The organism is Dapis purpurea BLCC-M126, assembly GCF_050015975.1.
GTDB lineage: Bacteria > Cyanobacteriota > Cyanobacteriia > Cyanobacteriales > Microcoleaceae > Trichodesmium.
In genome coordinates, this window is sequence record NZ_JBNHER010000195.1 from 1 (window position 1) to 23,714 (window position 23,714).

Consider the following 23,714-nt stretch of genomic DNA (forward strand, 5'->3'; position numbering starts at 1 on the left):
GATCGCTACTTAGTATAACCTTGGACGGAAAAGATACCAAATGGGTTCTATAAATTTTTAGGCGTTGCCGAAATGTAATGGTAAGTAGCTGAAGGTCAAATTGAAAAACTTATGTTTTGTGTTGATACTTAATCTAAAAAGAATTACCATTCAGCAACACCAATTTTTAATTATGTTTGGCCTACACGAAGAATAAATATAAACTTTGATATCTCCAAAAAATTTATCTTTATAAACGTGAAATTCTGAACTTTTAAAGATTAATTAATTAATATTTAATTACCTATTTTTTTTTACTATGCGAATTCCAGTAGCGACTTATAGAATTCAATTTAATCCTAGTTTTGACTTTGAAGCAGCCAAAGTTATAGTTAAATATTTAGCTGAACTAGGAATTTCTGATATTTATGCTTCTCCTATATTCAAATCTAGAACAGGCAGTACCCATGGATATGATGTAGTTAATCCTAATCAAATTAATCCGGAATTAGGAAGTCAAGAAAAATTTGCAGAACTTGCTTTAGAAATCCAAAATTATGAGATAGGATGGCTACAAGATATTGTGCCAAATCATATGGCATTTAATAGCCAAAATCATATTCTGATTGATGTTTTAGAAAATGGTCCTGAATCTCAATATCGCGACTATTTTGATATTGACTGGAATCATCCTTATGAAGGTATTAGAGGTAGAGTTTTAGCACCTTTTTTAGGTAAATTTTACGGAGATTGTCTGGAGAGTGGAGAGTTAAAAATTCAATACAGTCAAAATGGATTAACTGTTAATTATTACGATCATCAATTTCCGATTAGAATTGAATCTTATACTCAGGTCTTAACATACGATATTGGCAGATTAAGAAATAAATTAGGTAGAAATAACCCTGATTTTGTTAAGTTCCAAGGAGTTCTCTACAGTTTAAAATACATTCCTTCTGGGTCTGAAGGCAGAGAAAGATATGACCAGATTAGTTTCATTAAAGGAATGTTATGGGAGTTATGGAATGACAATTCAGATATTAAAGAATTCATTGAAGAAAATATAAATACTTTTAATGGAGTTCCAGGAAAACCAGAAAGTTTTGACTTGTTAGATAAATTATTATCCGATCAATATTTCCGCTTATCTTTCTGGAAGGTTGGTAATGAAGAATTGAATTATCGACGGTTTTTTACAGTCAACGATTTAATTTCAGTTAGAGTAGAAGATGATAAATTTTTTTACACTAGCCATGGTCTGATTTTAGAAATGTTGAAAGAGCAAAAATTTACAGGTCTGAGAATAGATCATATTGATGGATTATATGACCCTGCTCAATACTTAAATAGACTCAGAGAAAAAGCAGATGCTCCATATATTGTTGTGGAAAAAATTCTTGAACCTGACGAAGATTTACCTGTTAATTGGCCGGTTCAAGGCACTACAGGTTATGACTTTTTAAATTATGTAAATGGTCTGTTGTGTGACAATTCCAATGAACAAGAATTTAGTCAAATTTACTCTCGGTTTATTCGAGGTAGTTCTAATTATGAACAGCTAGTAGATGAAAATCAAAGACTAATTATTAATAAGCATTTGGCTGGAGATATTGATAATTTAGCTCACTTACTGAAGGATATTTCTAGTAAATATAGATATGCTAGTGATTTTACTACTTTTGGTTTAAAAGCTGCTTTAGAAGAAGTTATGTCAGTATTTCCTGTATATAGAACTTACATTAGTAAAGAAGGAGTAAGTAAAGCTGACCGAGAATGTATTCAAGGAGTAATTGCTACAACCAAAGAAAGAATACGCACTTTTATCGATGAACTTTTGAATGAATTAAATTTTATTGAGAAGTTTCTATTATTAGAATTTGATGAGTATTTAAACCAGGAAGATAAAGATAAATGGCTACATTTTGTTATGCGTTTACAACAGTTTACCGGACCTTTAATGGCAAAAGGTGTAGAAGATACTGTTTTATATATTTATAATCGCCTCATTTCTCTCAATGAAGTTGGTTCAACTCCTAGTAAATTTGGCATTTCAATTGATGAATTTCATGGATTTAATCAACATCGTATTGCTTATTGGCCTCATGCTATGAATGGAACTTCTACCCATGATACTAAACGTGGAGAAGATGTCAGAACTAGAATTAATGTACTTTCAGAAATTCCTGAAGAGTGGGAAAGTTATCTAAAAAAATGGCAGGAAATTAATGCTCCTCACAAAGATTGTGTTGGAGGTTTAGATGTTCCTTCTCCTAATGATGAATACTTTTTATATCAAACTTTACTGGGAGCTTTTCCTTTTGATGAAAGTGAATATCCAACTTTTGTAGAACGAATTAAAGAGTATATTATTAAGGCAATACGAGAGGCAAAAGTTAATACAGGTTGGTTGAGACCAGATTGTGGTTATGAAAGTTCATTGATTAAATTTGTAGAAAGTCTTCTCAAAGATTCAGAAGAAAATGAATTTTTAGCAGCTTTTCGACCTTTGCAACGTAAGGTTCAACATTATGGAATTTTGAATTCTTTATCTCAAACTTTTCTGAAGATTACTTCTCCTGGAGTTCCTGATATTTATCAAGGTACAGAATTATGGAATTTGAGTCTTGTTGATCCTGATAACCGTCGCCCTGTTGATTTTGAAAAAAGAGCAGAATTTATCCAGGAAATTAAGACAAAAATAGAGTCAGATATTTTGGGATTAATTGAGGAACTTTTACCAACTCCAGAGACTGGTAAAATTAAAATGTTTTTAACTTATCAAGCTTTGCAGGCACGTCGAGAATATGTGGAATTATTTCAACGTGGAGATTACCAAAAGTTAATTGTTATGGGTAGTTTGAAAGATCATATAGTTGCTTTCTCCAGAAAATGGGGAGATAGTACAGCGATTATTATTGCCCCTAGGTTATTAACTAAATTGGTGCAAGAGGGAGAATATCCTTTAGGTGAACAAGTATGGCATGAAACACGAATTTGTTTACCTTCAGGTTCTTCTTTAGTGTGGAAAAATGTGATTACTCAACAAGAGTTAGAAAGTGAACAAGAGGATACTTTGTGGATTAGAGATGTGTTAAGTCATTTCCCTGTCGCATTATTAATTAACGAGGGTGGTGAAACAAGTAATGCTTCTGATGTTGATAATTAACTATAGGTCTGTTCATTAATTGATAATTGATAATTAAGAATTACCCCAAGGAAAACTGTAACGGAATTGAAGATAAGTAAATATTATTTCCTTTCTCTTGACATAGAAGGCTTTATAGCTTAATTTTTCAGTAAGTTTAAATCTACTGCTCAAAATTTCCTAGGTAAAAATTTGTATGACCATAGTGACCTATAGATTTTTGTCTATTCCTCTTGTGCTAAAAATTTCCCTAGATTAGAATGATTTTGTGGAATAAAAAAACTTCCCCAAGATACTTTAAACTTTTCATTTTCAGATATAGATTTTCTAGGTAAAAATTTGTATGACTATACTACCCTAGAGATGTTCATTAATGGATAATGGATAATGGATAATTGATAATTACAAGAAGGTTAAAACCGTTCGGGAATTGAATATTGGGAAATATCCTAGCACTTTTTTTCCCCTATCCAAGGGGAGGCTTTAAACCAGAATTATTTAATTATTAATTATTAATAATTGGGTAAAAAATTACGCAGGCAGGATAATTGTGTGAAAGAAAAACAACTTTCTTAAGATGCCTTAAACTCCTCATTTTCAGAATTGGAATGATGACTATCAATATCTTCTTCATTCTTTATACTTAACAATCGCTTACAAATACCTAGCAAATGTGATTTACTACAAATAGGCGATCGTGGCAATGGTGTTTCAGTATCAGGCCAGTTAGGTAGATCAAAACATGGACAGCACTCAGGAGGCATCCCTTTTACATGAGATGGGATGGGCATCAAACAACGTGCGCAAGAACTAATATCCCACTCTGGAGATAATAATTCTTGAATTGTTTGATTTGTCCCTTCTAAATAAGAATCTCCCGATTCAGATGATAAAATTTGCTGCCAGCATTCTTCAAATTCTTGACTGTAACGATCGCCTGAAACTACAATTTGAGGTCTTACAGCTTCTTGGCCATTCCTAATTAATACTTTCTTGCCTAACTGAAACCAATAGGCAATATATTTTCTGACTTGATTACGGGATGCCATAACTTTTAAGATCCAATTATTTTCTATTTGAATTAGACAGATATTTATAAAAAGTTATACCAATATATCCAAAATAATATCACAAATTATTTCACACACTAAGTATGTAATAATTACCTAAAATTATTGTTAGTTAAAGTTTTACACAAAATCAACCCTCCTTTTTTGACTTTTGACTTCCTGAAAACGTTATTAATGCTTTAATATATGATTTAATTGTAACTTTTCTGATTAAAATTGAACTTCCAACTCAGCCATTCATTCCTTGAGAATTAATTAAGAATTAAAATTTTAAAGGTACACCTAAAGCACTGAGATCTAAAACATGACCTCCAGTAACTAGATAAACAGAATCAGAAATTACTCCCACTCTCCGAATAAGATTACCAAGGCGATCGCGAAATAATCGTCCAATAGGAAAGGAAGGAACAACTCCCCAACCTGTTTCCTCAGCAACTAAAATTACATGACCACTAGCTTTGAATAAACTTTCAATTAGTGCCTCTAAAGTTTCATTCCAAACTTCTTCATCTTGTTCTAAAATATTAGCTAACCAAGTACCTAAAGAATCTACCAAAATACAGAAATCTTCATCAGAATAAGCAGCCAAAGTTTCTGATAGTTTGACAGGTATTTCTAAAGTTATCCAGTCAGAGGAGCGACGATTTTTATGCCGTTCAATTCGAGTTTGCCACTCTAAATCATTAGCATCAACTTGAGAGGTAGCTATGTATATTACTTTTTTTCCAGAATTAATAGCTAAACTTTCTGCCCACTCACTTTTACCAGAACGAGCAGGACCAGTGACTAAAATTAATTTATGAGAATTGGCTGAAGCAGAATTCATTGGGAATAGAACTAAATATTCAAGGTAAACTGAAAAATGAAGGATAATAAATTATGCAACAGCAAATTAGGCCAATATCCCCAAAAACTTCAAAGTAAAAAAATTATAACTAACTATGGCCCTAATCTCCGCCATTATCTGTACTCATAATCGGGACACTTACTTAGGAGCTGCAATAGATAGCCTGTTAGCACAGGATTTTCCTGGTAGCTTTGAAGTAGTAGTAATAGATAATGCTTCAAAAGATCGTACCCGTGAAGTAGTAGAAGCAAGACTTACCAATCCAAAACTTAAATATGTCTATGAACCAGTCACAGGATTATCTGTGGCCAGAAATACAGGGGCAAAAACAGCCAGTGCTGAAATTTTAGCTTATCTTGATGATGATGCTGTTGCTAGTTCTCAATGGTTAAGGGTACTATACCAAGCCTATCAAAGTAACGACAAACTGGCTATTGCTGGTGGCAAAGTTACCTTAATTTGGCCAGAAGGAATCAGTCCCCCCAAGTGGCTGTCTCTAGAATTATCAGGGAACTTAGGTTACTATGACCTTGGTGATTCTGTTGTATATATTGACCAACCAGGTTTGACTCCTAGAGGTTTAAACTATTCAATTCATCGGACATTTCTGGAAAAAATTGGTGGTTTTGACACTAACTTGGGTCGAGTTGGCAAAAGATTATTGTCAAACGAAGAATTACATACCACAGAATTAGCAATAAAGCAAGGTTGGCAAGTAGCCTATTTACCAGAAGCATTAGTCGCTCATAATGTAGCACCAGAAAGGGTAAAACCTTCTTGGTTTATTGAACGAGGTTGGTGGCAAGGTATTAGTGAATGTTACCGAGAACAACTAGCTGGTAAAGCAGGTTTAGGTCAACTATCGCGGGGGGGTGAGAGAATGATTAGAGGTATGTATAAGTCTCTAAAAAATATCACAGATCCAGCGAAGCGTTTTGATAATTTTGTCTATTTTTATGCTCAAATAGGCTATTTAGGTGCAGCAATTCAGGGCATGATATCTACATCAATAACTCCAAGAAATTGAAGAAGGTGTTAGGTTGTAGGTTGTAGGTTATGGCGAAAAAAGTTTACTGCACCATCTAAAACTGAGCATAACAACCAATAGGATAGAGGTGAGGGGTTGGAAAGAAAAACCAACCCCTAGCATCCAATACCCAAAATCTTTGCAGCGTAGCGACGATAAATTAAGGTTTCCCATTTATAAATTCTTTAACTATGACATCATCTAAGATACCAGTATCAGTTCTAATTCCCGCTAAGAACGAAGAGCAAAATTTACCTGCTTGTCTAGAAAGTGTAGCTAGAGCAGATGAAATATTTGTGGTAGATTCTCAAAGTAGCGATCACTCTGCCGAAATAGTTGAGAGTTATGGAGCAAATCTAGTACAGTTCTATTTCAATGGTACTTGGCCGAAAAAGAAGAATTGGTCTTTGGACAATTTACAATTTCGGAATGACTGGGTATTAATTGTTGATTGTGACGAACGTATTATCCCAGAACTTTGGGATGAAATTGCTATAGCTATTCAAGATCCAAATTATAATGGTTATTATCTTAACCGTAGAGTATTTTTTCTAGGCAAATGGATTCGTCATGGTGGAAAGTATCCTGATTGGAACCTCAGATTATTTAAACATAAAGAAGGTCGCTACGAAAACTTGAAAACTGAGGGTGTTCGGAATACTGGAGATAATGAGGTACACGAACACGTTGTTTTAACTGGTAATGTGGGATATCTGAAAAATGATATGCTTCACGAAGATTTTCGCGATTTATTTCACTGGATTGAAAGACACAATCGTTATTCTAATTGGGAAGCCCGTGTACATTACAATCTACTGACTGGTCAGGGTGATAGTGGAACTATAGGTGCTAGTTTATTTGGAGATGCGGTACAACGGAAACGTTTTCTCAAGAAAATATGGGTGAGGTTGCCATTTAAACCTCTGCTGAGATTTATTTTGTTCTATTTTATTCAACTAGGATTTTTAGATGGTAAAGCAGGATATATTTATGGTAGGTTATTGAGTCAATATGAGTATCAAATTGGTGTTAAGCTTTATGAGCTTAAAGATTGTGGTGGTCAGTTGAATGTTACTCAAGAGAAACCACAAACTACTAATCCTCAACCAGTTGCTCAAGTAGACTCAGCAAGTAGTAGTTAAAAGTTAGATTCAGCATTTAGGTATTAGCATCTGAGCAATCAGCTTTTTTTGTGAATCAATTAAACACATTGACTATGGATAGTTAAGGTTTTTATATCTGCTTGAAACCATACTTACAGAAAAATTCCGAGAAATGAGGTACAAGGTTGAAGAGTAAAACTCTTGTAGTGCGGGTATCTTGATCGGCAAATGCGTACCTCATAACAACGGGAAATGCTGTAAGTCATAATTTTAGTGTTTCAATATTGCCATCTAAATTTCCTGCATATCCGGAGCTAATGGTTGATAGCTGACGGCTGAATGCTTAGAAGTTAGGAATTAAGAGATATAAAATAAAGGAGTTGCTTTAACTTGTCAATTTTCAATTCTGCAAAGCAGCTAACTCTTCATTTAGCATAATCTCATTCCTTATATATATACTAGCAATACCCAAAAATTTACCTAAGTAAATTTCAGATTTATAAATGATTAAGGGAGGTAGAAAATAAGGAAGTCAACCTATTTTTCTACTTCCCTATTTTGATTTTTATAGGATTAAGGAAGGTGCTGGTGCATAGTAATACCAATTTGATAAATGTTTGGTACAAATAGCTAGGGTATTTTAGGAGTCAGGAGTTAAAAATGGGTTTGCTCTGATTATTGACGATTCTGGACACAGAAAAAGCGCACCGCCTGCGCCGAGGTTTCCTCGGCGTAAAGACGGAGCAAGAAGTGGTAATTTTACTGATGGAGTTGGCCGACAATATTTGGGAGAAATTGGTAAAACAGACAATGGGATAGTTTGAGTTACAAGTCATTTATATGATGGAGTGATAAGTCTCCCTAAACATTTTGGGTAGCGACTATAGAAGCAAAAATCAAAAGTCTGTCTGGTCAAAGAACTATTGCGATCATTATGAATAGTAGTTCTGTAAAGGAGGCCAGTGAAATTGATTATTTAATTAGTACGGTTATTGCCACAGATATTGTGAGTAAAATTAACTGGGCGATTGAAATATTGATAGAAGTTCTGGCTAAAGTTGATATCGGAAATATTCTCGAAAACTTTGGTCAAGAAACTAGAAGGGAAGACCCGGTTGTTAATTTTTATGAAACTTTTTTAGCCGCTTATAAAACATTTTTGAGAAAAAGTCGAGGAGTTTATTATACTCCGGAACCTGTGGTGTGTTTTATTGTCAAATCAGTTAATCATATTTTAGATAGATATTTTGATTTAGAATATGGTTTAGGGAGTCGAAAAGTAACAATTTTAGATCCTGCTACGGGTACTGGTACTTTTTTATATCGGGTGATTAAACAAATCTATTTTAACTTTCAAAAATATGGCGCAAATCGCTGGAATGAGCTGTTAAGAGATTCACAAGTTTTACAGCGGTTATATGGTTTTGAATTATTGATGACTCCTTACGCTATTGCTCATTTAAAGTTGGGGTTATTATTGGAGACTTTGGGTTATTGTTTTGAGGAGAAGGAAAGATTAAATATTTTCTTGACTAATGCTTTAGATGAGGGGATAAAAAAGTCTAGTTTGTTATTAGCAGAATATATTTCTGAAGAAGCTAATCAAGCAGCAAAGGTTAAGGAGGAAAAACCGATTTTTGTTGTGTTAGGAAATCCTTCTTATTCTGTCAGTTCGCAAAATGTTAGTAAGCGGAAGAAAAGACTGGAGGAGGATACTAAGTATTTGGCAGATGTTAAATACAATGGCTTAACTTGGGAGAAGGTGTATAAAGTAGGTAAAGCTGGAAAGGAGATAACAGAATTAACTTATATTGGTGAACTTTTAGAAAGATATAAAGGTAGGGTTAGGTTGGAGGGAGAAAAGAATATTCAACTTCTTAGAGAAAAAAGTGAACCTGATGCTTTTTCGGTAGTTTATAACAAGAGAGATAGTGTGAAGTTACCTGCTAATGTTTTTTATTTTGATTTATGGGGAAAAAGGGAGGATAAATATCAGTTTTTAGAGAGTGTAAATTTTCAGTATGTTGACTGGATAAAATTACAACCTTCTCAACCTAATTTCTTTTTTTCACCTAAAAATTTTGATTTGAGTGAAGAATATAATCAAGGGTGAAGTGTCATAGATATTTTCCCTGTTAATTCTACAGGAATTAAAACTGACAGAGATAATTTTGTGATAGATTTTGAACGAGATAAACTTATTAAGCGAATCCAGGATTTTCGAGATTTAACCATAACTGATGAACAACTCTATAATAGATATAACCTTAAAGATACTGGTGATTGAAAAATTTCTCTAAAAAGAAAGTCATTAGCTAATAACCTAAATTGGACAAGTTACTTGATGACTTGTTTATATCGTCCTTTTGATTCAAGATTCTATTCTCATGATCAAGATGTTGTGGAACTTCCGAGAAATGAAGTAATGATAAATATGATTAAATCAGAAAATCTAGGATTAATTATTAATAAACAGGTAAAAATTGATTACAATCTTATAAAGATATGATGAGATATTTGAATCGATTTTATGGTGGGACTAAGAAAATCATTATTTGCTTAATTTAAACATCTCAATGCTATAGAATTATTAAATTAGAGTCAAGTCTACAAAAATTAACTCCCAATGACAGATAACCAACAAACAGAATCTTGGGTCGATCTTCGCAAATACAACCAATCTTGGTATGACCGAGGTAAACCGGGTTGGTTCGTATTACTGTGGTGGTTTGTACAAGCAATTACTTTTCCCTTAACTCCCCAACCTTTATATGGTGTGAGAAGACTAATATTAAATATCTTTGGAGCTAAAATTGGTCAAGGAGTTTTAATTCGCCCCACTGCCAGATTTACCTATCCTTGGAAAATAGTGATCGGCGATTATAGTTGGATAGGAGACGAGGTAGTTTTATACAGTCTTGACCTTATAAAAATAGGTCAGCATTGCGTTATCTCTCAAAAAAGTTATCTCTGCACTGGTAGTCATAATATAGAGGACCCTACATTTGGGTTACAAACAGCAAGTATTACTATTGATGATGGTGCTTGGGTAGCTGCAGATTGTTTTGTTGGTCCTGGTGTTAATATTGGTGCTAATGCAGTTATTGGTGCTAGGAGTAGTGTTTTTAAAGATATGCCTCCCGGTCAAGTTTGTTTAGGAACACCTTGTCAACCTTGTTATCCAAGACAAATTAAGATATGAGACATCAAATGATTGACTACTCTCCAGACTCAAGTTATGGGGAGTAGTCAACCTTATCCCTTGAAAATTAAAGTAGTTTGCAACTTGATGAGGTAGAAAATTCTGGGGAAGTAAGCAATAGAAAAGAGGGAATAGATATTAATGTCAATTAAGTAGAAATTGACTTAGAATATAAAATTATGTTTTAATCTTATATTGTATTGTTTTTTTGTTCAGGAAATAACTGACCAAGGAGAATAATTGGTAGCTCTCAAAAAAAATTTTCAAAAGTAGTTATTATTCGGAGAAGCTGGTTTAGTTGGTAGAGAAATAATTGTTAAGTTTTAATGAATAGCCGCTCATAATTGTTGTGATTGACAATATGCGTACCAAACTCAGAAACAAAAAAGAAGTAGAATAAGTTGAATTAATCGAAAATGATATTCTGGACTTTATTTAAGAGATAGTTGAGCAAATGATTAGATTGGATGAAAAGCGCTCCTGATGAAGTGCTGAGGCTATATAAACTGAGCTAACATTAATACCATAATTAAGATTAACAACTCCGGAATTTTAGTATTGATTAGTCTTAATTACTTGATACTATTCATTCATATTTTTATAAGTTGCTACTGCAGAAGGTGAACTGCGGTTTAAGTAACGGAATATCCAATACTTAAGAACCGCATCCAAAATCACCGGAAAAGTTGCAATAAATAAGAAATTAAAATCTCTACTTTCCGGTAATCCAAAATGTCTAGTAATATTTTCCAAAATTACTTCCCAACCGTGAGGAGAGTGGAACCCTACAAACATATCTGTTAACAAAATAATGATAAACGCCTTAGCACTATCACTAAGACCATATATAACATCATCCATAAAAGATTTTAAAACCTCAATATCTCTTTTATTGGTAGAAATGATAGCGACAAAAGTAATAAAAGATATCAGGTCACAAAAAATATTTTTAATCGCATTATTGCCTTTAACTTCATATTCCCAGGCTATTTCTTGAGCTCTTTCTTCTACCTTGTGTTCAATTAATTCTTCCCTTTCAGACTTAGGTATTTCAAAAAATTCTTTTCCAGATTTAGATAATTCAGGAAATAATTCTGGAGCCTTACCTAAATACATTTGAAAATGAAGTTTTTCCTCATATTGATGCAACTCCATCAAAGCTTCCTCTTCCATATTAGGGTTGAGAAAAATTTCTTCTTGTTTATGAGGTAGTGGGATAAAATTATCAACCAAATAACCCACAAAAGTTATTTTTGATAACTGGTGCATAAGTAAAGGAACTAAAATCAACAGCAAGACAAATCTAATCGAAGTAATAGTCTTGATCTTAGATTTTCTGAACTTTTTAATTACCTCATCTTCTGCTTCAGGATCTAACTCTTTTTTAATTTTTTTAAAAGTATTTAAGAGCGAACGTGGTAAGAAGCTTATTTCAGGAGTATCCTTTTTCAATTCTTCTAAATTATTTTGATTTTGAGAAAAATTAGACAATATATTATTGGAAGAATTATTGATATTATCTTGACTAGATACTATAGCTATAGAGGATGAAGTATTAGGAACTTCTACAATAGCATTTGATTTTTGCAGTTGAGGCTTTGAAGATTGACTATATCGACTGGTTACTTGATCTATAAACTCTAATTTTTCTAAAATTATCGATGGTCGATCCTGAAATTCTTGCTGATAATTTTGATTAAGCTTATTCCTTTGCCTGTCAAGCTTTTTTTGCTCAAGAAGACCTACTACTGAAACACTTGTATTAAATTCAGCTAATCTAGCTTGAATAATTTTTAAATATCGCTTCAGTTCCGAATTCAAATAATATTTAGCACTATTACTATAATTAACTGATTCAGTAGAAATCTTTTGACCTGCAAAATGTTCCTCTTCAATAGCCTTAATCTTAAGAGCAGCATCATAAGCCATATCCAAAGATCTTTCAGGAGTTTCTCGGAACCACTGGTTAGCATTTAGCATAAACAGTTTCAATTGCTTCCAGAGATAAATAGCCATCTTTACTTAATATTCTGATAAATTTAATTAGATTGCCATATATAATATACTGACAATCTAATGTATAATGAACATTTGTATAGCTTTAATCAAAAGCAATAATCACTTAAAAATTATCTTTGCACTTTGATTAACTTAGCTGGAATCTGAGCAGATTTTTTCTTTATAATGTGAGCAAGCAATAAGTAGGTTATCATCTAAATCAAAATTATCTCTATTTCTTCAATAAGATTTAATTAATTAAATTCCTCAAGTGTTGAACTAACTGCGGTGCTTCCATCACTCCTTCTATCTTGTCTGCTGGCTCACCATTTTTAAACAAAACTAAAGTCGGCAAAGCGTGAATATTATACTTTGAAGCCAACTGAGGATATTTATCTGTATCAATTTTAACTATTCGGATTTTATCTTTCATTTGTTCATTCACCTGTTCCAGAATAGGGGTCATCATTTTACAAGGGCCACACCAAGTAGCATAAAAATCGACCAAAACAGGCAAATCTGAACCAGCAAGTAGTTCATCAAAATTATTGAACTTCTTTTTTACTGACATAAGCAAAAATTTATGAGGTTATGGGTATTATAGCAGTCACCATTAATGACACAGATATTCTAGTTCTTCTCAAATATAGTCTGTGCTAGGAATATAACTTCTGACTCCTGACTTCTGACTTCTGACTTCAGCTATATTAGCTTAACGCAACAAACTATAATCCCCTAAGATAAGTTAGTTTAATTTGACAAAAAAGGATTTGATTATGGAAGCATTACCCGAAACACTACAACGTTTGAAAGGACAAGTAGCAATAATTACAGGAGCATCCAGAGGAATTGGCCGGGCGGCAGCTTTAGCATTGGCAATGGAAGGGGCAAATGTGGTTGTCAACTATGCTAAATCAAGTGGTGCTGCTGTGGAAGTAGTGGCAGAAATAGTTGCTGCGGGTGGCAGTGGGATGGCGCTACAAGCAGATGTTTCTAAAGCTGAGGAAGTGGATACCCTTGTCAAAGAAGTTATGGAAAAGTGGAGTCGTATTGATATCTTAGTTAACAATGCTGGTATTACGCGCGATACTCTACTATTGCGGATGAAACCTGATGACTGGCAGTCAGTAATAGACTTAAATTTGACTGGGGTCTTTCTTTGTACTCGCGCTGTGAGTAAAATTATGCTCAAACAAAAGAGTGGGCGTATTATTAATGTTGCTTCGGTGACTGGGCAAATGGGTAATCCTGGTCAAGCTAATTATAGTGCAGCTAAAGCAGGAGTGATTGGTTTTACTAAAACTGTAGCAAAAGAGTTAGCTAATCGCGGTGTTACAGCAAATGCAGTTGCCCCAGGGTTTATCGCTACTGATATGACGAAAGACCTGAAAAATTCTGAGGAAATTGTCAAGTTTATTCCCCTAGGTCGTTATGGTACACCAGAAGAAGTAGCAGGTATGATTAGGTTTTTAGCTGCTGATACTGCGGCAAATTATATTACAGGTCAAGTGTTTAATGTGGATGGGGGAATGGTGATGGCTTAATCAAAATCAAAAGTTAAAAGTCAAAAGGCAAAAGTAATACCGTTTCACGGAAGTCAGAAGTCAGATTTGATGGACTAAAGATTTTGACAATACAATAGTTTCAAGCAATTATTTAATATTTAAAGTTTGAAACTATTTGTGACATCCTTAGAGTAAATTGGTATAAAAAAATTGATAATTTTTGTACCCTACTATGGTTTAGTTACCGTAGTTTCATGCTTGTAAAAATTGCTGTAACTAGATTAAAAGAGGGTATTTTTTTACTAAATTAAAAGGCAAAATTAAAATTTCCTTATACCCTGTCACAGATTCTATATTACCTCAAAAAATTGATGAAACCAAATATTTATACTATACCTTTAAGACAACTTGCTTCTGGGGATTTTATGTATTTACAAGTTTATAAATTCACTGGAAATCAAAAGGGGAAAAAAGCCTATATACAAGCAAATTTACATGGAGCAGAAATAAGTGGTAATGCTGTTATTCATCACTTGATAGAATTTTTAATGACTTTGGATAATAGTCAACTAATAGGAGAAATATTGTTAGTACCTGTGTGTAATCCCGAAGGAGTTAATTCGCGATCGCATCAATTTTCATCAGGTAGATATAACAGCTATGATGGTAAAGATTGGAACCGGATATTTTGGGATTATGAGAAGGAAGATGTAGATATTGATGCTTTTGCTAAAAGTCAAATTGATTTAACAGAAACTGAAATCAAAAATAACTATCGCGAAGAAATATTACGCAGTTTTGATCGAGAGTTAGAAAAAATTAATTCTTCTAGTGGTACACCTTTCTATAAACAATATAGATATAAACTTCAATCATTATGTTTAGATGCAGACTATGTGATAGATTTGCATAGTTCAACTAATCAAAGTTTAGATTATCTTTATTGCTTTCATGGTAGGGAAGAAAGTGCTAGGTCGTTTCTGCTAGATTATGGAATTTTAATGGGTGAGGGTGAATATGATGGAAATACTTTTGATGAAGGATTTTTGAAACCTTGGTTAGCTTTAGAAATAAATTTGAAAAAGTTAGGAAAACCAATTCAATTTGACATAGAATCATGGACATTAGAGTTAGGTTCAGGAATGACAATGAACCCCGAATCAGTGATAAAAGGTATTCAGGGATTGAAAAATTATTTAGCTAATAAAGGGATGTTAAAAATCTCAGAATTTCCCTTGATGGAACTACGAAATCATCAAATAGTTTTTACTCCTAAAAAAGAGATAAAAAGTTATTATGCTCCTGTAGGTGGTATGATTCAAAATCGAGTAGAACCTGGTACAATTGTCAAACAAAATCAGTGTATTTATCAAATATTGAATTTTAACAAAAATCAAGACTTGCCAAAAGTTATAGATATTTTTGCCCAAACAGATGGCTTAGTTTTAGATAATTCAACAAATCATTCTGTCAATCAAGGAGATTTTGTCTTAGATATTATCTGGGAAAAACCGTAGGGTTTAATATCTAAACCCTGATGAATATTGATTGAAAACAAAAAATCAACCATTCTATAAATTTGGGAAATTATCTGTAGAAATCTGTGGGGGTTTGGTTTACAAATCCTCTCCACAAGTTTATATTCAATTCCAATAATTAGTTATCATATTAGAAGTACCTTTTTCAAAATCCTCTATAATACCAATTTGATAAATGTTTGCTACAAATAACTAGGTAACTTTTTAGAGTTCAGGAGTCAGGAGTCAGGAATCGTATGGGAATAGCTTATATATCATTTTTTAACTAGGAAATCATATTTTTTTGTCAAAAGTAAATATCCTGTAAAATATTTTTATTGCCCTTACTATTCGTAACATTATTTTTTTAAATTGGTATAAATATAACCCTTATATATCAAAATTTATGCAGAAACTTAGTTTATCAACGAAATTTCCTGGTATGAAAAAATAATCAGGATAATAAACCTGGTTTTTTGTTTGAGTGCGTAAGTCCTGCATACATTAAAAATAACTCAAAAAATGCCACTAATTTTTGAGAATGAGGATAAAAATCAGATTATTCGTATCCATAATTCCAATATCTGTAAATATGCTTTTTTTTTGAGCGATCGCCTCCGTAGGGATTTGGATAAGGGCTGGGAGATAAAGGTTTAGAGATCAGACTTTGGAGACCAAATCCCTACAGGAGTATATTCAAAAATCCCAAACTTTTTGCATTGTACAATGCCTTTTAAGCAGAAGATATCTCTAATAATCAAAAATACAATCAATTATCGTGCATAAATAATCAATTCTTTCCACCTACTCCCTAGTCCCTCTTTTATGGAGATGTCTAGAGATAATTTGACTTAATCTCCCAAACAAATACCTATGCCTCGAGCAGTTTTGACCAAAGTATCATTAGGATCTACTGCTCTGTACTTAGCGATCGCTTCTGCTATTGGCACACTGACAACTTGTCTATTTTGCCAAGTTACCATCTGGTCATATTTTCCTGTAGCAATCAGATCGACTGCTGCAACTCCAAAGGCTGAAGCAACTAAGCGATCAGTGGGGGAAGGAACACCGCCCCGTTGAATATGACCTAACACCGTAACACGAGTTTCCGCACCACTACAAGCACAGATTTTATCGGCTAGATAATGCCCAATACCGCCAAATCGAGATTTACCAAAAAAATCATCTTGTGTCACCGCCTCCCCTGCTTCAGTCCGCACTGCCTCTGCAACAACGACCAAAGAGTAATTTTTACCTAAATCCTGACGTTTGCGGATATAGTTACAAATGTTATTTATTGTGTAAGGAATTTCCGGAATCAAAATTACATCTGCACCACCAGCAATACCAGCATTTAGAGCAATATGACCCGCATCCCGCCCCATTACTTCTAAAATTATCACTCGACTATGACTAGCAGCAGTAAAATGTAAGCGATCTAGTGCTTCCGTGGCAATTTTGACAGCAGTATTAAAACCAATAGACAGTTCAGTACAGTTGACATCATTATCAATGGTTTTGGGGATACCCACTAGATTCAAGTTTCCTTGTTGAGCAAGTTTCCGGAGGATAGCCAGACTACCATCGCCTCCAATACCAATTAAAGCATCAAGTCCAAGTAAATTATAACCCTCGATAATTTCTTTAGAGCGATCGCAAAAAGTACCATCTAACATTGGAAAGGCAAAAGGATCGCCTTTATTTGTAGTTCCTAAAATTGTGCCACCTGACATTAGTAAAGGATCTATTGTCTCAATTTCTAGTTTGAGTGTTTGTGGGGGGCGCTCCATCAATCCGTGAGTAGCTTGGCGAATCCCTACAACTTCCCAACTGTAAGTTCCTACTGCATGATATACCACAGCCCTAATTGCAGGGTTTAAGCCTGCACAATCTCCTCCACTGGTCAGGATACCAATACGTTTGTGCTCTACCATAATTATGATTTTATCTATATGGAAAATATGAGTTTTTGACAGTTTCAACACTGAGGTGAAAACTGCCGATTTTGATTTTACCAATCAATTGTCAGTATTTCTATGGTTTTTCACATTAATTAACTATAGTCAAAGACTAATATTCTTTTGTGATATTAAGTCAATCTAAAGAAGCTAATTGAATATCTCTGAAAAATTAAAAGATAAAATTATTTAATAATTGATTCCAAGTTTAATTAATGAGAGTAGCTGAAGTGAAAGTGATTATCAAGGATTAAAATTAATTGAGACAGAGCTTGAAGCAAAAATTGCCTATGCAGAAAATATAGGCAATAAAAGTGAATCTGAAAAACTAGAAATTATCCGTAAATATGCCAGGGCAAACGGAGCTAAATTCTGGAAACTTGTGCTGTTAAGCTTTATAGAGATAATGAATATAAATACTTAGAAGTCTGATATCCTTGCCCTGTCAGAACTTCAAAATAAGATGCGTTTGCCCTGGTAAATATGCCAAATCTGAGTTTAACTATATTATCAGTCATGGCGCAGAATTTGAGTCAGCAATTAAGACAGTGGCAGCAGAATTTTCCAGGACAAAATTTGCTTTAACATCCAGTAGCTACTCTGGCAATAATCATAATTTAGGCGTGCTTAACTACAAACTTCATGAAGCTGGATATTTGTCAATAGTTGTGGCAGCATTAGTAACAAAAATAAATAAAATAGGCTTTATTGGAAGTATTAATTACAAAATAATCCTAGCCCAGGCTAACTTATTAGAAAAAGGAACTCTAGGGACAAAATCTAATATTGATATCGATATAAAATGGCTAGTGCAGGATGACGGAAATAAGTGACCAGTAACAAAATACTCAAAGCCTTACCAATCAAAACTTCTGAATTCTGAATTCTGAATTCTGACTTCCGCGTAGCGGTACTAGGAAGTTGGAGTAATAAAGTAGCAGGAAGAGAAGTTGGTCGAAAATTAATCGAGTCTGGTACTGATGTTTTAGTACTAAATGCTAAACTAGCTACAGATGAAATATATCCACTGGCAAAACTAGCAAATATATCTATTATTGAGTGGAATTCAGATATGTACGATTGAGCACCAGAAATTATTGTTACTAGTGCAGGATGACGGAAATAAGTGACCAGTGACAAAATACTCAAAGCCTTACCAATCAAAACTTCTGACTGTCTTGAGTGTGTCTTACATTCTGAGGGGACCTCAGAATTACACACTCGCTTCTGAATTCTGAATTCTGACTTCCGCGTAGCGGTACTAGCATAGTTATTGATATACCAAAGTTACTTTTGAAAGGAGCAACTTTGGTCACAGAAAGTCATTGATAAGGCCGTAGATATCGGTTTTGTTTTACAGAATGAGTCATCAGATTAGCTCATTTCAGGTATGCCCTAACTGCAAAATAAAAAGCTACAGTTAAACAAGCAAAAGATGATATATTAACTGATAAAGTCAATTTACTTCCTCAAAAATAATTACTTATTATTTCTGACAATTAAGTTATGATAATCGTCTAATAAATTCAGATTTTATTAACCCAAGAATCTATGTTAAATAAAATATTTCAGTTGGTTATGTTAGTGATTTTGAATGTCGGTAGCACGGAAATTAAAACTGCAAAATTAGAATCTACTAATTCAAGATTTGAGAGTAACTTTAAAGTAGCAATTCTGCTGCCTGATAAAATCGATAAAAGCGGTTGGAATAAGAGTGGTTATGAAGGATTGAAATTAATTGAAGCAGAACTAGATGCTGAAATTGCTTATAAGGACAATTTAGCAGATTATCTAGAATCAGAAGAAATAAAAAATATTTTACGCCAGTATGCCCTTTCTGGTTTTGATTATATTATTGGTCATGGTGATTCATTTCAATCAGCAATTGAGATTGTTGCTAAAGAGTTTCCCCAGACAAAATTTGCATTAACATCAAGTAGTAGTTATGGCAATAATCAAAATTTAGGTGTTCTAAACTACAAACGTTATGAAGCTAGATATTTAGCAGGAGTTGTGGCGGCTTTGAAAACAAAAACCAATAAAATTGGCTTTATTGGAGGTACAAATTATAGTATAATACAAGCCCAAGCAACTTTACTATAAAGAGGTGCAAAATCTATTCAAGCCTATATTAATGTGACAATTAAATGGGTAGGAAGTTGGACAGATACTGCAAAAGGAACGGCGATCGCTCGGAAGTTAATAAAAAATGATATAGATGTTTTAGTGCTAAATGCAGAAAAAGCAACCAAGAATATTTATCCCATAGCCAAAGCAAATAATATATCTATTATTGAGTGGAATTCAGATATATATAAGCGAAGTCCAGAACAAATTATTACTAGGGTTATTATTGATACACCAAAGTTATTATTAAAAGGAGCAACTTTAGTTCGAGAAGGTCGATGGCAAGGGCGTAAATATCAGTTTGGAGTACGAGATGGAATTATCAAATTAGCTCCTTTTAGAGGTGCTTTAAGTTCAGAAGAAAAAATCATAGTCGAACAAGCAAAAAATGATATTTTAACTGAAAAAGTCAATTTACTTCTCTAAGAAAAATATGAATAATCTATCTATGACTTCACTCAAAACTCCAAAATTTTCTCTAACTAAACAACTGCGGTGGGGGTGTGTTAGTTTAGTTGCTTTCAGTATATTAGCAACAGCAGGACTATTAATTTATTCTAGTTTCAAAACCCAGTTAAAACAGTCTCAACTACTAGAAAAACAACAAGCTCAAGTAGCAGCAAATAGAATTGACAGTTATCTAGCAGACCTACAACAAAAATTAGATTATCTCGCCAGAGTAAAAGGTTTAACAAATTTTCCCCAGTCACAACAAACAGCTTTATTGGAAGGTCTCAGTCGTTATAATGATGCTTACGAACTGTTAGGCATTATGGATCGCAATGGCAATCTTATCGTTACCTTTTCCCCTTACCGTCAAACCATGAAACGTAATATCTCCGATACTCCTGCATTCGCTTGGCCTTTTAAAGAACAAGAAAATTATACCGCTCCCGTAGAATACGATCCCAAAATCGGACAACTGGTAACTACCATTACCGTTCCCATTCGCAACACAGAAGATGAAGTAGATGGAATATTACTTGCTAAGGTTAACCTCAAATTCCTTGATTTTGTCGTTTCGTCAACAGAAGTTGGCGAGACAGGTTATGCTTATGCCATTGACAACCGCCGTCGTATCATTGCCAAACCAGGTAACTCTCCAGACTCCTTGAGACTAAAAGACCTTTCTAACCGCTCTTACATCAGAGATTTTACTGCTATAGAAGCCGAGCGCTACGGCCAATATCGAGGTTTGTACGGTGCAGAAGTATTAGGGACAGTGGTTCCCATTCGTAGTACTAACTGGAGTCTAATAGTAGAAATACCTATCGCTGAAGCCTATAGTCCAGTCTATCTGTTAATTTTAAATATGATTGTGGGATTAGTAATTATGTTAGCGATCGCCTTTGCAGTGGCTTTTTTATTCTCGCGCAATCTAGTTATTCCCCTAAAGCGCTTAATTACAGTAGCTAGTGAACTGAGTGCTGGCAACCGTGACGTTAGGGTAGAAATTTATGCACAAAACGAGTTAGACGTTTTAGCAGAAGTATTTAATCAGATGGTGGCTCAGTTAAATGCTTCCTTTACTGCCTTGGAAACAGCAAACCAAGAACTAGAACAACGAGTTGCAGAACGCACTGCTGAACTAGCTGAAGCCAAACAAAAAGCCGAAGTCGCCAACCAGGCCAAAAGTGAATTTCTCGCCAACATGAGCCACGAACTGCGCACTTCCCTTAACGGAATTTTAGGCTATGCTCAAATCATGCAACGCCTTACCTCACTATCAGACTCAGAAAAAAGCAAAGTCGATATTATCTATCGTTGTGGTTCTCACTTACTCACTTTAATTAACGACATTCTCGATCTCTCCAAAATTGAAGCTCGGAAAATGGAGTTGCACCCAAATGATTTCTTCCTTCCTGCTCTCTTGCAGGGAGTAGTAGAAATCTGCCAAATCAAAGCTGACCTCAAAGGGGTACGTTTTATTTATAATTATGACCCAGAAATACGGACAGGAGTTAGAGGTGATGAAAAACGACTGCGACAAGTATTAATCAACCTACTCAGCAACGCCATCAAATTTACTGAAGATGGCAGCGTCAGCTTTACCCTCAATCAAACTCTAGAACATAAAATCAGATTTGAAGTCAAGGATACAGGAATAGGTATGAGTCACGAACAACTAGAGAATATCTTCCAACCATTTGAACAAGTAGGAGAAGGGAGAATGCAAGGGGAAGGCACAGGTTTAGGATTAGCCATCAGTCAAAAATTTATCCAACTGATGGGGGGGAATATTCAAGTAGAGAGTGAACTAGGAGTAGGCAGCAATTTTTGGTTTGAGCTAGACTTACCAGCATCTCAAGAATGGGAAAAAGCCAGTCTAAGCGATCGCCGCAGACAAATTATTGGTATTAAAGGAGCAACACCCAAAGTCTTAATTGTAGATGATAAATTGGAAAATCGTTCAGTGATTGTAAACCTACTTACACCCATTGGTTGTGAAGTTATAGAAGCAGACAATGGTAAGGAAGGATGGGAGAAAGTTCAAGAGTCTCAGCCAGATGTAGTAATTACAGATTTAGTGATGCCGGTGATGGATGGTTTTGAGATGATGCGGTGGATACAGATGGACGAAGAACTGAAACAAAATACCGTAGTCATTGCTTCATCTGCCAGTGTCTTTGAATTTGACCAACAGCAAAGTTTAGAAGCAGGAGGAGACGACTTTTTACCTAAGCCAATACAGGCGAGTGAGTTATTAAATAAGTTGCAAAAATACCTAAATTTAGAGTGGGTTTACCAGGAAACTATAGAATCTGCATCTAGGGAAACAAGAGCAATAACAGAAGGAGAAATAATTCCCCCACCATTGGAGGAATTGCAATCTTTATACAACCTCGCGATGAAAGGTCATTTTAAAGGGATTATTAAACAAGCTAAATTAATTCAACAGCGATCGCCAAATTTTGTACTGTTTACTCAAAAAGTCGAGGAATTGGCAAGAGATTTTCAAGATAAAGAAATTCAAGAATTTATTCAAAAATATCTTCCAGGTCATTATTAATTGTTAATTATTTCTATCGTGCCCATTGTTGGAGAATATAATTATAAAAACTATCCCTATCTACTTGTTCCATCGCCATAATTTTCCGCCCACCAGTTTCTAATTTGATTCGACCTTTACTGACACCTTTTGTAATAACTACAGTTTCCCATTCTTTGAGTTGATAAAATTCTGGATGTGCTAAATAAGAAGTTGCTAAAACATCCCAAAAATAATAATCTTGAGAAATTGCCAACGCATAACATTGTCCAGCAAAATCAGAAATAGGATACTTTCTTTGGCTAGCTAATTTCCGAGAAAATTCAGAAGTTAGAGGTACATTATTACTAATATCCAACGAGCAAAGTACAATTGGAATTTGAGTTTGCCAGACTCTCTCAATCGCAAACGGGTCCCAATAAGCATTCCATTCAGCAGACATATCTTGACCAGGTTCCATATCTTTACTCACATTTCCTGGTACATTCAATGCACCACCCATCCAGACAATTTCTTGAATTTTTGACTCAATATCTGGAGCAATATCTAAAGCTGTAGCAACAGTTGTTAAAGGACCAGTTACTATTAATGTTACAGGTTCCGGTGCTGATTTTAAAACTCGTACCATGAAACTTTGACCAGGTTCAGAAACTAAAATAGTATCAATATTTTCTTTCTCATTTAAAATTGGAAAATGGTCAACCGCAAAAGAATCTCTTCTAAATAAAACTGGAAAAGGATTAACACCACGAACTGTACTTTCTGCGACTGGAACATCAGAACACCCCATTAAATCTAAAATTTTTCTAGTGGCACTAATTGCAGGTTCAATATAACAATCAGCAGGTGTTACAATTACTCCTAAAGGTTGAACATTTTCCATAGTCATCAGTAAAACAGTGGAGAGAAAATCATCTACAGCACCGTCATGATCCATGAGTACAAGTTTTTTGGACATAGATATTAAAAAATTAGATTTCAATCGGAATTATATAGGGTTTTTAAGGAAGAAGTAAGAAGTAAGAAGGAAGAGGGAAAAAGGAAGAAGGAAGAGGGAAAAAGGAAGAAGGAAGAGGGAAGAAGGAAGAGGGAAGAAGGAGTAAATATTGTTTGCTTGTTACAGAATTATTAATTATCAATTAATAATTAAATAATTGTGGTTTAAAGCCTCCCCTTTTAAGGGGAAAAAAAGTGCTAGGATATTTCCCAATTTTCAATCCTCTCGGTTTTAACCAGAGGTAATTATC

General features: G+C 34.2%; 16 protein-coding genes and 2 pseudogenes. 12 read left to right on the forward strand and 6 right to left on the reverse strand.

Annotated elements, in window-relative coordinates:
- Nucleotides 1-298 precede the first annotated feature (298 nt).
- Nucleotides 299-3,145 carry a malto-oligosyltrehalose synthase gene (treY, locus tag ACP6PL_RS16920; RefSeq protein WP_426546432.1) on the forward strand — a complete coding sequence of 949 codons (2,847 nt, stop codon included), beginning with the start codon at nucleotides 299-301 and terminating at the stop codon, nucleotides 3,143-3,145.
- Between the two features lie 551 nt (nucleotides 3,146-3,696).
- On the opposite strand, the gene ACP6PL_RS16925 is transcribed toward treY, so the two are convergent.
- Both ACP6PL_RS16925 and cobU read right to left on the reverse strand, forming a co-directional pair.
- Entirely contained in the window at nucleotides 3,697-4,173 is a 477-nt protein-coding gene (locus tag ACP6PL_RS16925; protein ID WP_426546433.1) for a hypothetical protein, read from the reverse strand.
- A gap of 283 nt (nucleotides 4,174-4,456) precedes the next feature.
- Nucleotides 4,457-5,020 carry a bifunctional adenosylcobinamide kinase/adenosylcobinamide-phosphate guanylyltransferase gene (gene cobU, locus ACP6PL_RS16930; RefSeq protein ID WP_426546434.1) on the reverse strand — a complete coding sequence of 188 codons (564 nt, stop codon included), beginning with the start codon at nucleotides 5,018-5,020 and terminating at the stop codon, nucleotides 4,457-4,459.
- Nucleotides 5,021-5,135: 115 nt separating this feature from the next.
- On the opposite strand from cobU, the gene ACP6PL_RS16935 reads away from it, so the two are divergent.
- The 5 genes and pseudogenes from ACP6PL_RS16935 (at nucleotide 5,136) to hpsU (ending at nucleotide 10,373) form a co-directional block, all read left to right on the forward strand.
- Nucleotides 5,136-6,068 (forward strand): glycosyltransferase family 2 protein, encoded by a 933-nt coding sequence (locus ACP6PL_RS16935; RefSeq protein ID WP_426546435.1) that lies wholly within the window; start codon nucleotides 5,136-5,138, stop codon nucleotides 6,066-6,068.
- 191 nt (nucleotides 6,069-6,259) lie between these two features.
- A complete protein-coding gene (locus ACP6PL_RS16940) occupies nucleotides 6,260-7,210 on the forward strand; it encodes a glycosyltransferase family 2 protein (RefSeq protein ID WP_426546436.1) in 951 nt (316 codons plus the stop codon).
- 895 nt (nucleotides 7,211-8,105) lie between these two features.
- On the forward strand, nucleotides 8,106-9,284 hold the full coding sequence (locus tag ACP6PL_RS16945; protein WP_426546437.1) for an N-6 DNA methylase: 1,179 nt from the start codon (nucleotides 8,106-8,108) through the stop codon (nucleotides 9,282-9,284).
- Nucleotides 9,285-9,296: 12 nt separating this feature from the next.
- Nucleotides 9,297-9,680: pseudogene (locus tag ACP6PL_RS16950) on the forward strand (type ISP restriction/modification enzyme).
- Between the two features lie 117 nt (nucleotides 9,681-9,797).
- The gene (gene hpsU, locus ACP6PL_RS16955; RefSeq protein WP_426546438.1) at nucleotides 9,798-10,373 is read left to right on the forward strand and encodes a hormogonium polysaccharide biosynthesis acetyltransferase HpsU; all 576 of its coding nucleotides are present in this window, start codon (nucleotides 9,798-9,800) and stop codon (nucleotides 10,371-10,373) included.
- Between the two features lie 582 nt (nucleotides 10,374-10,955).
- Here hpsU and ACP6PL_RS16960 read toward each other — a convergent pair.
- The gene (locus tag ACP6PL_RS16960) at nucleotides 10,956-12,389 is read right to left on the reverse strand and encodes a proton extrusion protein PcxA (protein ID WP_426546439.1); all 1,434 of its coding nucleotides are present in this window, start codon (nucleotides 12,387-12,389) and stop codon (nucleotides 10,956-10,958) included.
- Nucleotides 12,390-12,621: 232 nt separating this feature from the next.
- On the reverse strand, nucleotides 12,622-12,942 hold the full coding sequence (trxA, locus tag ACP6PL_RS16965; protein ID WP_426546440.1) for a thioredoxin: 321 nt from the start codon (nucleotides 12,940-12,942) through the stop codon (nucleotides 12,622-12,624).
- 205 nt (nucleotides 12,943-13,147) lie between these two features.
- Here trxA and fabG point away from each other — a divergent pair, with 205 nt between their 5' ends.
- From fabG to ACP6PL_RS16980, 3 genes are all read left to right on the forward strand, one after another.
- Entirely contained in the window at nucleotides 13,148-13,915 is a 768-nt protein-coding gene (gene fabG, locus ACP6PL_RS16970; protein WP_426546441.1) for a 3-oxoacyl-[acyl-carrier-protein] reductase, read from the forward strand.
- Nucleotides 13,916-14,247: 332 nt separating this feature from the next.
- A complete protein-coding gene (locus tag ACP6PL_RS16975; protein ID WP_426546442.1) occupies nucleotides 14,248-15,393 on the forward strand; it encodes a succinylglutamate desuccinylase/aspartoacylase family protein in 1,146 nt (381 codons plus the stop codon).
- Nucleotides 15,394-15,915: 522 nt separating this feature from the next.
- On the forward strand, nucleotides 15,916-16,050 hold the full coding sequence (locus ACP6PL_RS16980; RefSeq protein WP_426546443.1) for a hypothetical protein: 135 nt from the start codon (nucleotides 15,916-15,918) through the stop codon (nucleotides 16,048-16,050).
- Nucleotides 16,051-16,244: 194 nt separating this feature from the next.
- Here ACP6PL_RS16980 and ACP6PL_RS16985 read toward each other — a convergent pair whose 3' ends face one another.
- On the reverse strand, nucleotides 16,245-17,327 hold the full coding sequence (locus ACP6PL_RS16985) for an ATP-dependent 6-phosphofructokinase (RefSeq protein WP_426546444.1): 1,083 nt from the start codon (nucleotides 17,325-17,327) through the stop codon (nucleotides 16,245-16,247).
- Between the two features lie 461 nt (nucleotides 17,328-17,788).
- Between ACP6PL_RS16985 and ACP6PL_RS16990 the strand changes: the two genes are divergently transcribed.
- The 3 genes and pseudogenes from ACP6PL_RS16990 to ACP6PL_RS17000 all read left to right on the forward strand — a co-directional run bounded on the left by ACP6PL_RS16990 (nucleotide 17,789) and on the right by ACP6PL_RS17000 (nucleotide 22,488).
- Nucleotides 17,789-18,184, forward strand: coding sequence for a BMP family ABC transporter substrate-binding protein (locus ACP6PL_RS16990; RefSeq protein WP_426546445.1), 396 nt, complete (start codon nucleotides 17,789-17,791; stop codon nucleotides 18,182-18,184).
- A gap of 745 nt (nucleotides 18,185-18,929) precedes the next feature.
- Nucleotides 18,930-19,904: pseudogene (locus ACP6PL_RS16995) on the forward strand (BMP family protein).
- Between the two features lie 7 nt (nucleotides 19,905-19,911).
- On the forward strand, nucleotides 19,912-22,488 hold the full coding sequence (locus tag ACP6PL_RS17000) for a hybrid sensor histidine kinase/response regulator (RefSeq protein ID WP_426546446.1): 2,577 nt from the start codon (nucleotides 19,912-19,914) through the stop codon (nucleotides 22,486-22,488).
- 13 nt (nucleotides 22,489-22,501) lie between these two features.
- Here ACP6PL_RS17000 and ACP6PL_RS17005 read toward each other — a convergent pair whose 3' ends face one another.
- On the reverse strand, nucleotides 22,502-23,425 hold the full coding sequence (locus ACP6PL_RS17005) for a nucleoside hydrolase (RefSeq protein ID WP_426546447.1): 924 nt from the start codon (nucleotides 23,423-23,425) through the stop codon (nucleotides 22,502-22,504).
- Nucleotides 23,426-23,714 lie beyond the last annotated feature (289 nt).

Excerpts from the sequence above, each read along its gene's own strand:
- treY (WP_426546432.1), top strand. The coding sequence starts at position 299 with ATGCGAATTCCAGTAGCGACTTATAGAATTCAATTTAATCCTAGTTTT.
- ACP6PL_RS16925 (WP_426546433.1), bottom strand. The coding sequence starts at position 4,173 with ATGGCATCCCGTAATCAAGTCAGAAAATATATTGCCTATTGGTTTCAG.
- cobU (WP_426546434.1), bottom strand. The coding sequence starts at position 5,020 with ATGAATTCTGCTTCAGCCAATTCTCATAAATTAATTTTAGTCACTGGT.
- ACP6PL_RS16935 (WP_426546435.1), top strand. The coding sequence starts at position 5,136 with ATGGCCCTAATCTCCGCCATTATCTGTACTCATAATCGGGACACTTAC.
- ACP6PL_RS16940 (WP_426546436.1), top strand. The coding sequence starts at position 6,260 with ATGACATCATCTAAGATACCAGTATCAGTTCTAATTCCCGCTAAGAAC.
- ACP6PL_RS16945 (WP_426546437.1), top strand. The coding sequence starts at position 8,106 with ATGAATAGTAGTTCTGTAAAGGAGGCCAGTGAAATTGATTATTTAATT.
- hpsU (WP_426546438.1), top strand. The coding sequence starts at position 9,798 with ATGACAGATAACCAACAAACAGAATCTTGGGTCGATCTTCGCAAATAC.
- ACP6PL_RS16960 (WP_426546439.1), bottom strand. The coding sequence starts at position 12,389 with ATGGCTATTTATCTCTGGAAGCAATTGAAACTGTTTATGCTAAATGCT.
- trxA (WP_426546440.1), bottom strand. The coding sequence starts at position 12,942 with ATGTCAGTAAAAAAGAAGTTCAATAATTTTGATGAACTACTTGCTGGT.
- fabG (WP_426546441.1), top strand. The coding sequence starts at position 13,148 with ATGGAAGCATTACCCGAAACACTACAACGTTTGAAAGGACAAGTAGCA.
- ACP6PL_RS16975 (WP_426546442.1), top strand. The coding sequence starts at position 14,248 with ATGAAACCAAATATTTATACTATACCTTTAAGACAACTTGCTTCTGGG.
- ACP6PL_RS16980 (WP_426546443.1), top strand. The coding sequence starts at position 15,916 with ATGCCACTAATTTTTGAGAATGAGGATAAAAATCAGATTATTCGTATC.
- ACP6PL_RS16985 (WP_426546444.1), bottom strand. The coding sequence starts at position 17,327 with ATGGTAGAGCACAAACGTATTGGTATCCTGACCAGTGGAGGAGATTGT.
- ACP6PL_RS17000 (WP_426546446.1), top strand. The coding sequence starts at position 19,912 with ATGAATAATCTATCTATGACTTCACTCAAAACTCCAAAATTTTCTCTA.
- ACP6PL_RS17005 (WP_426546447.1), bottom strand. The coding sequence starts at position 23,425 with ATGTCCAAAAAACTTGTACTCATGGATCATGACGGTGCTGTAGATGAT.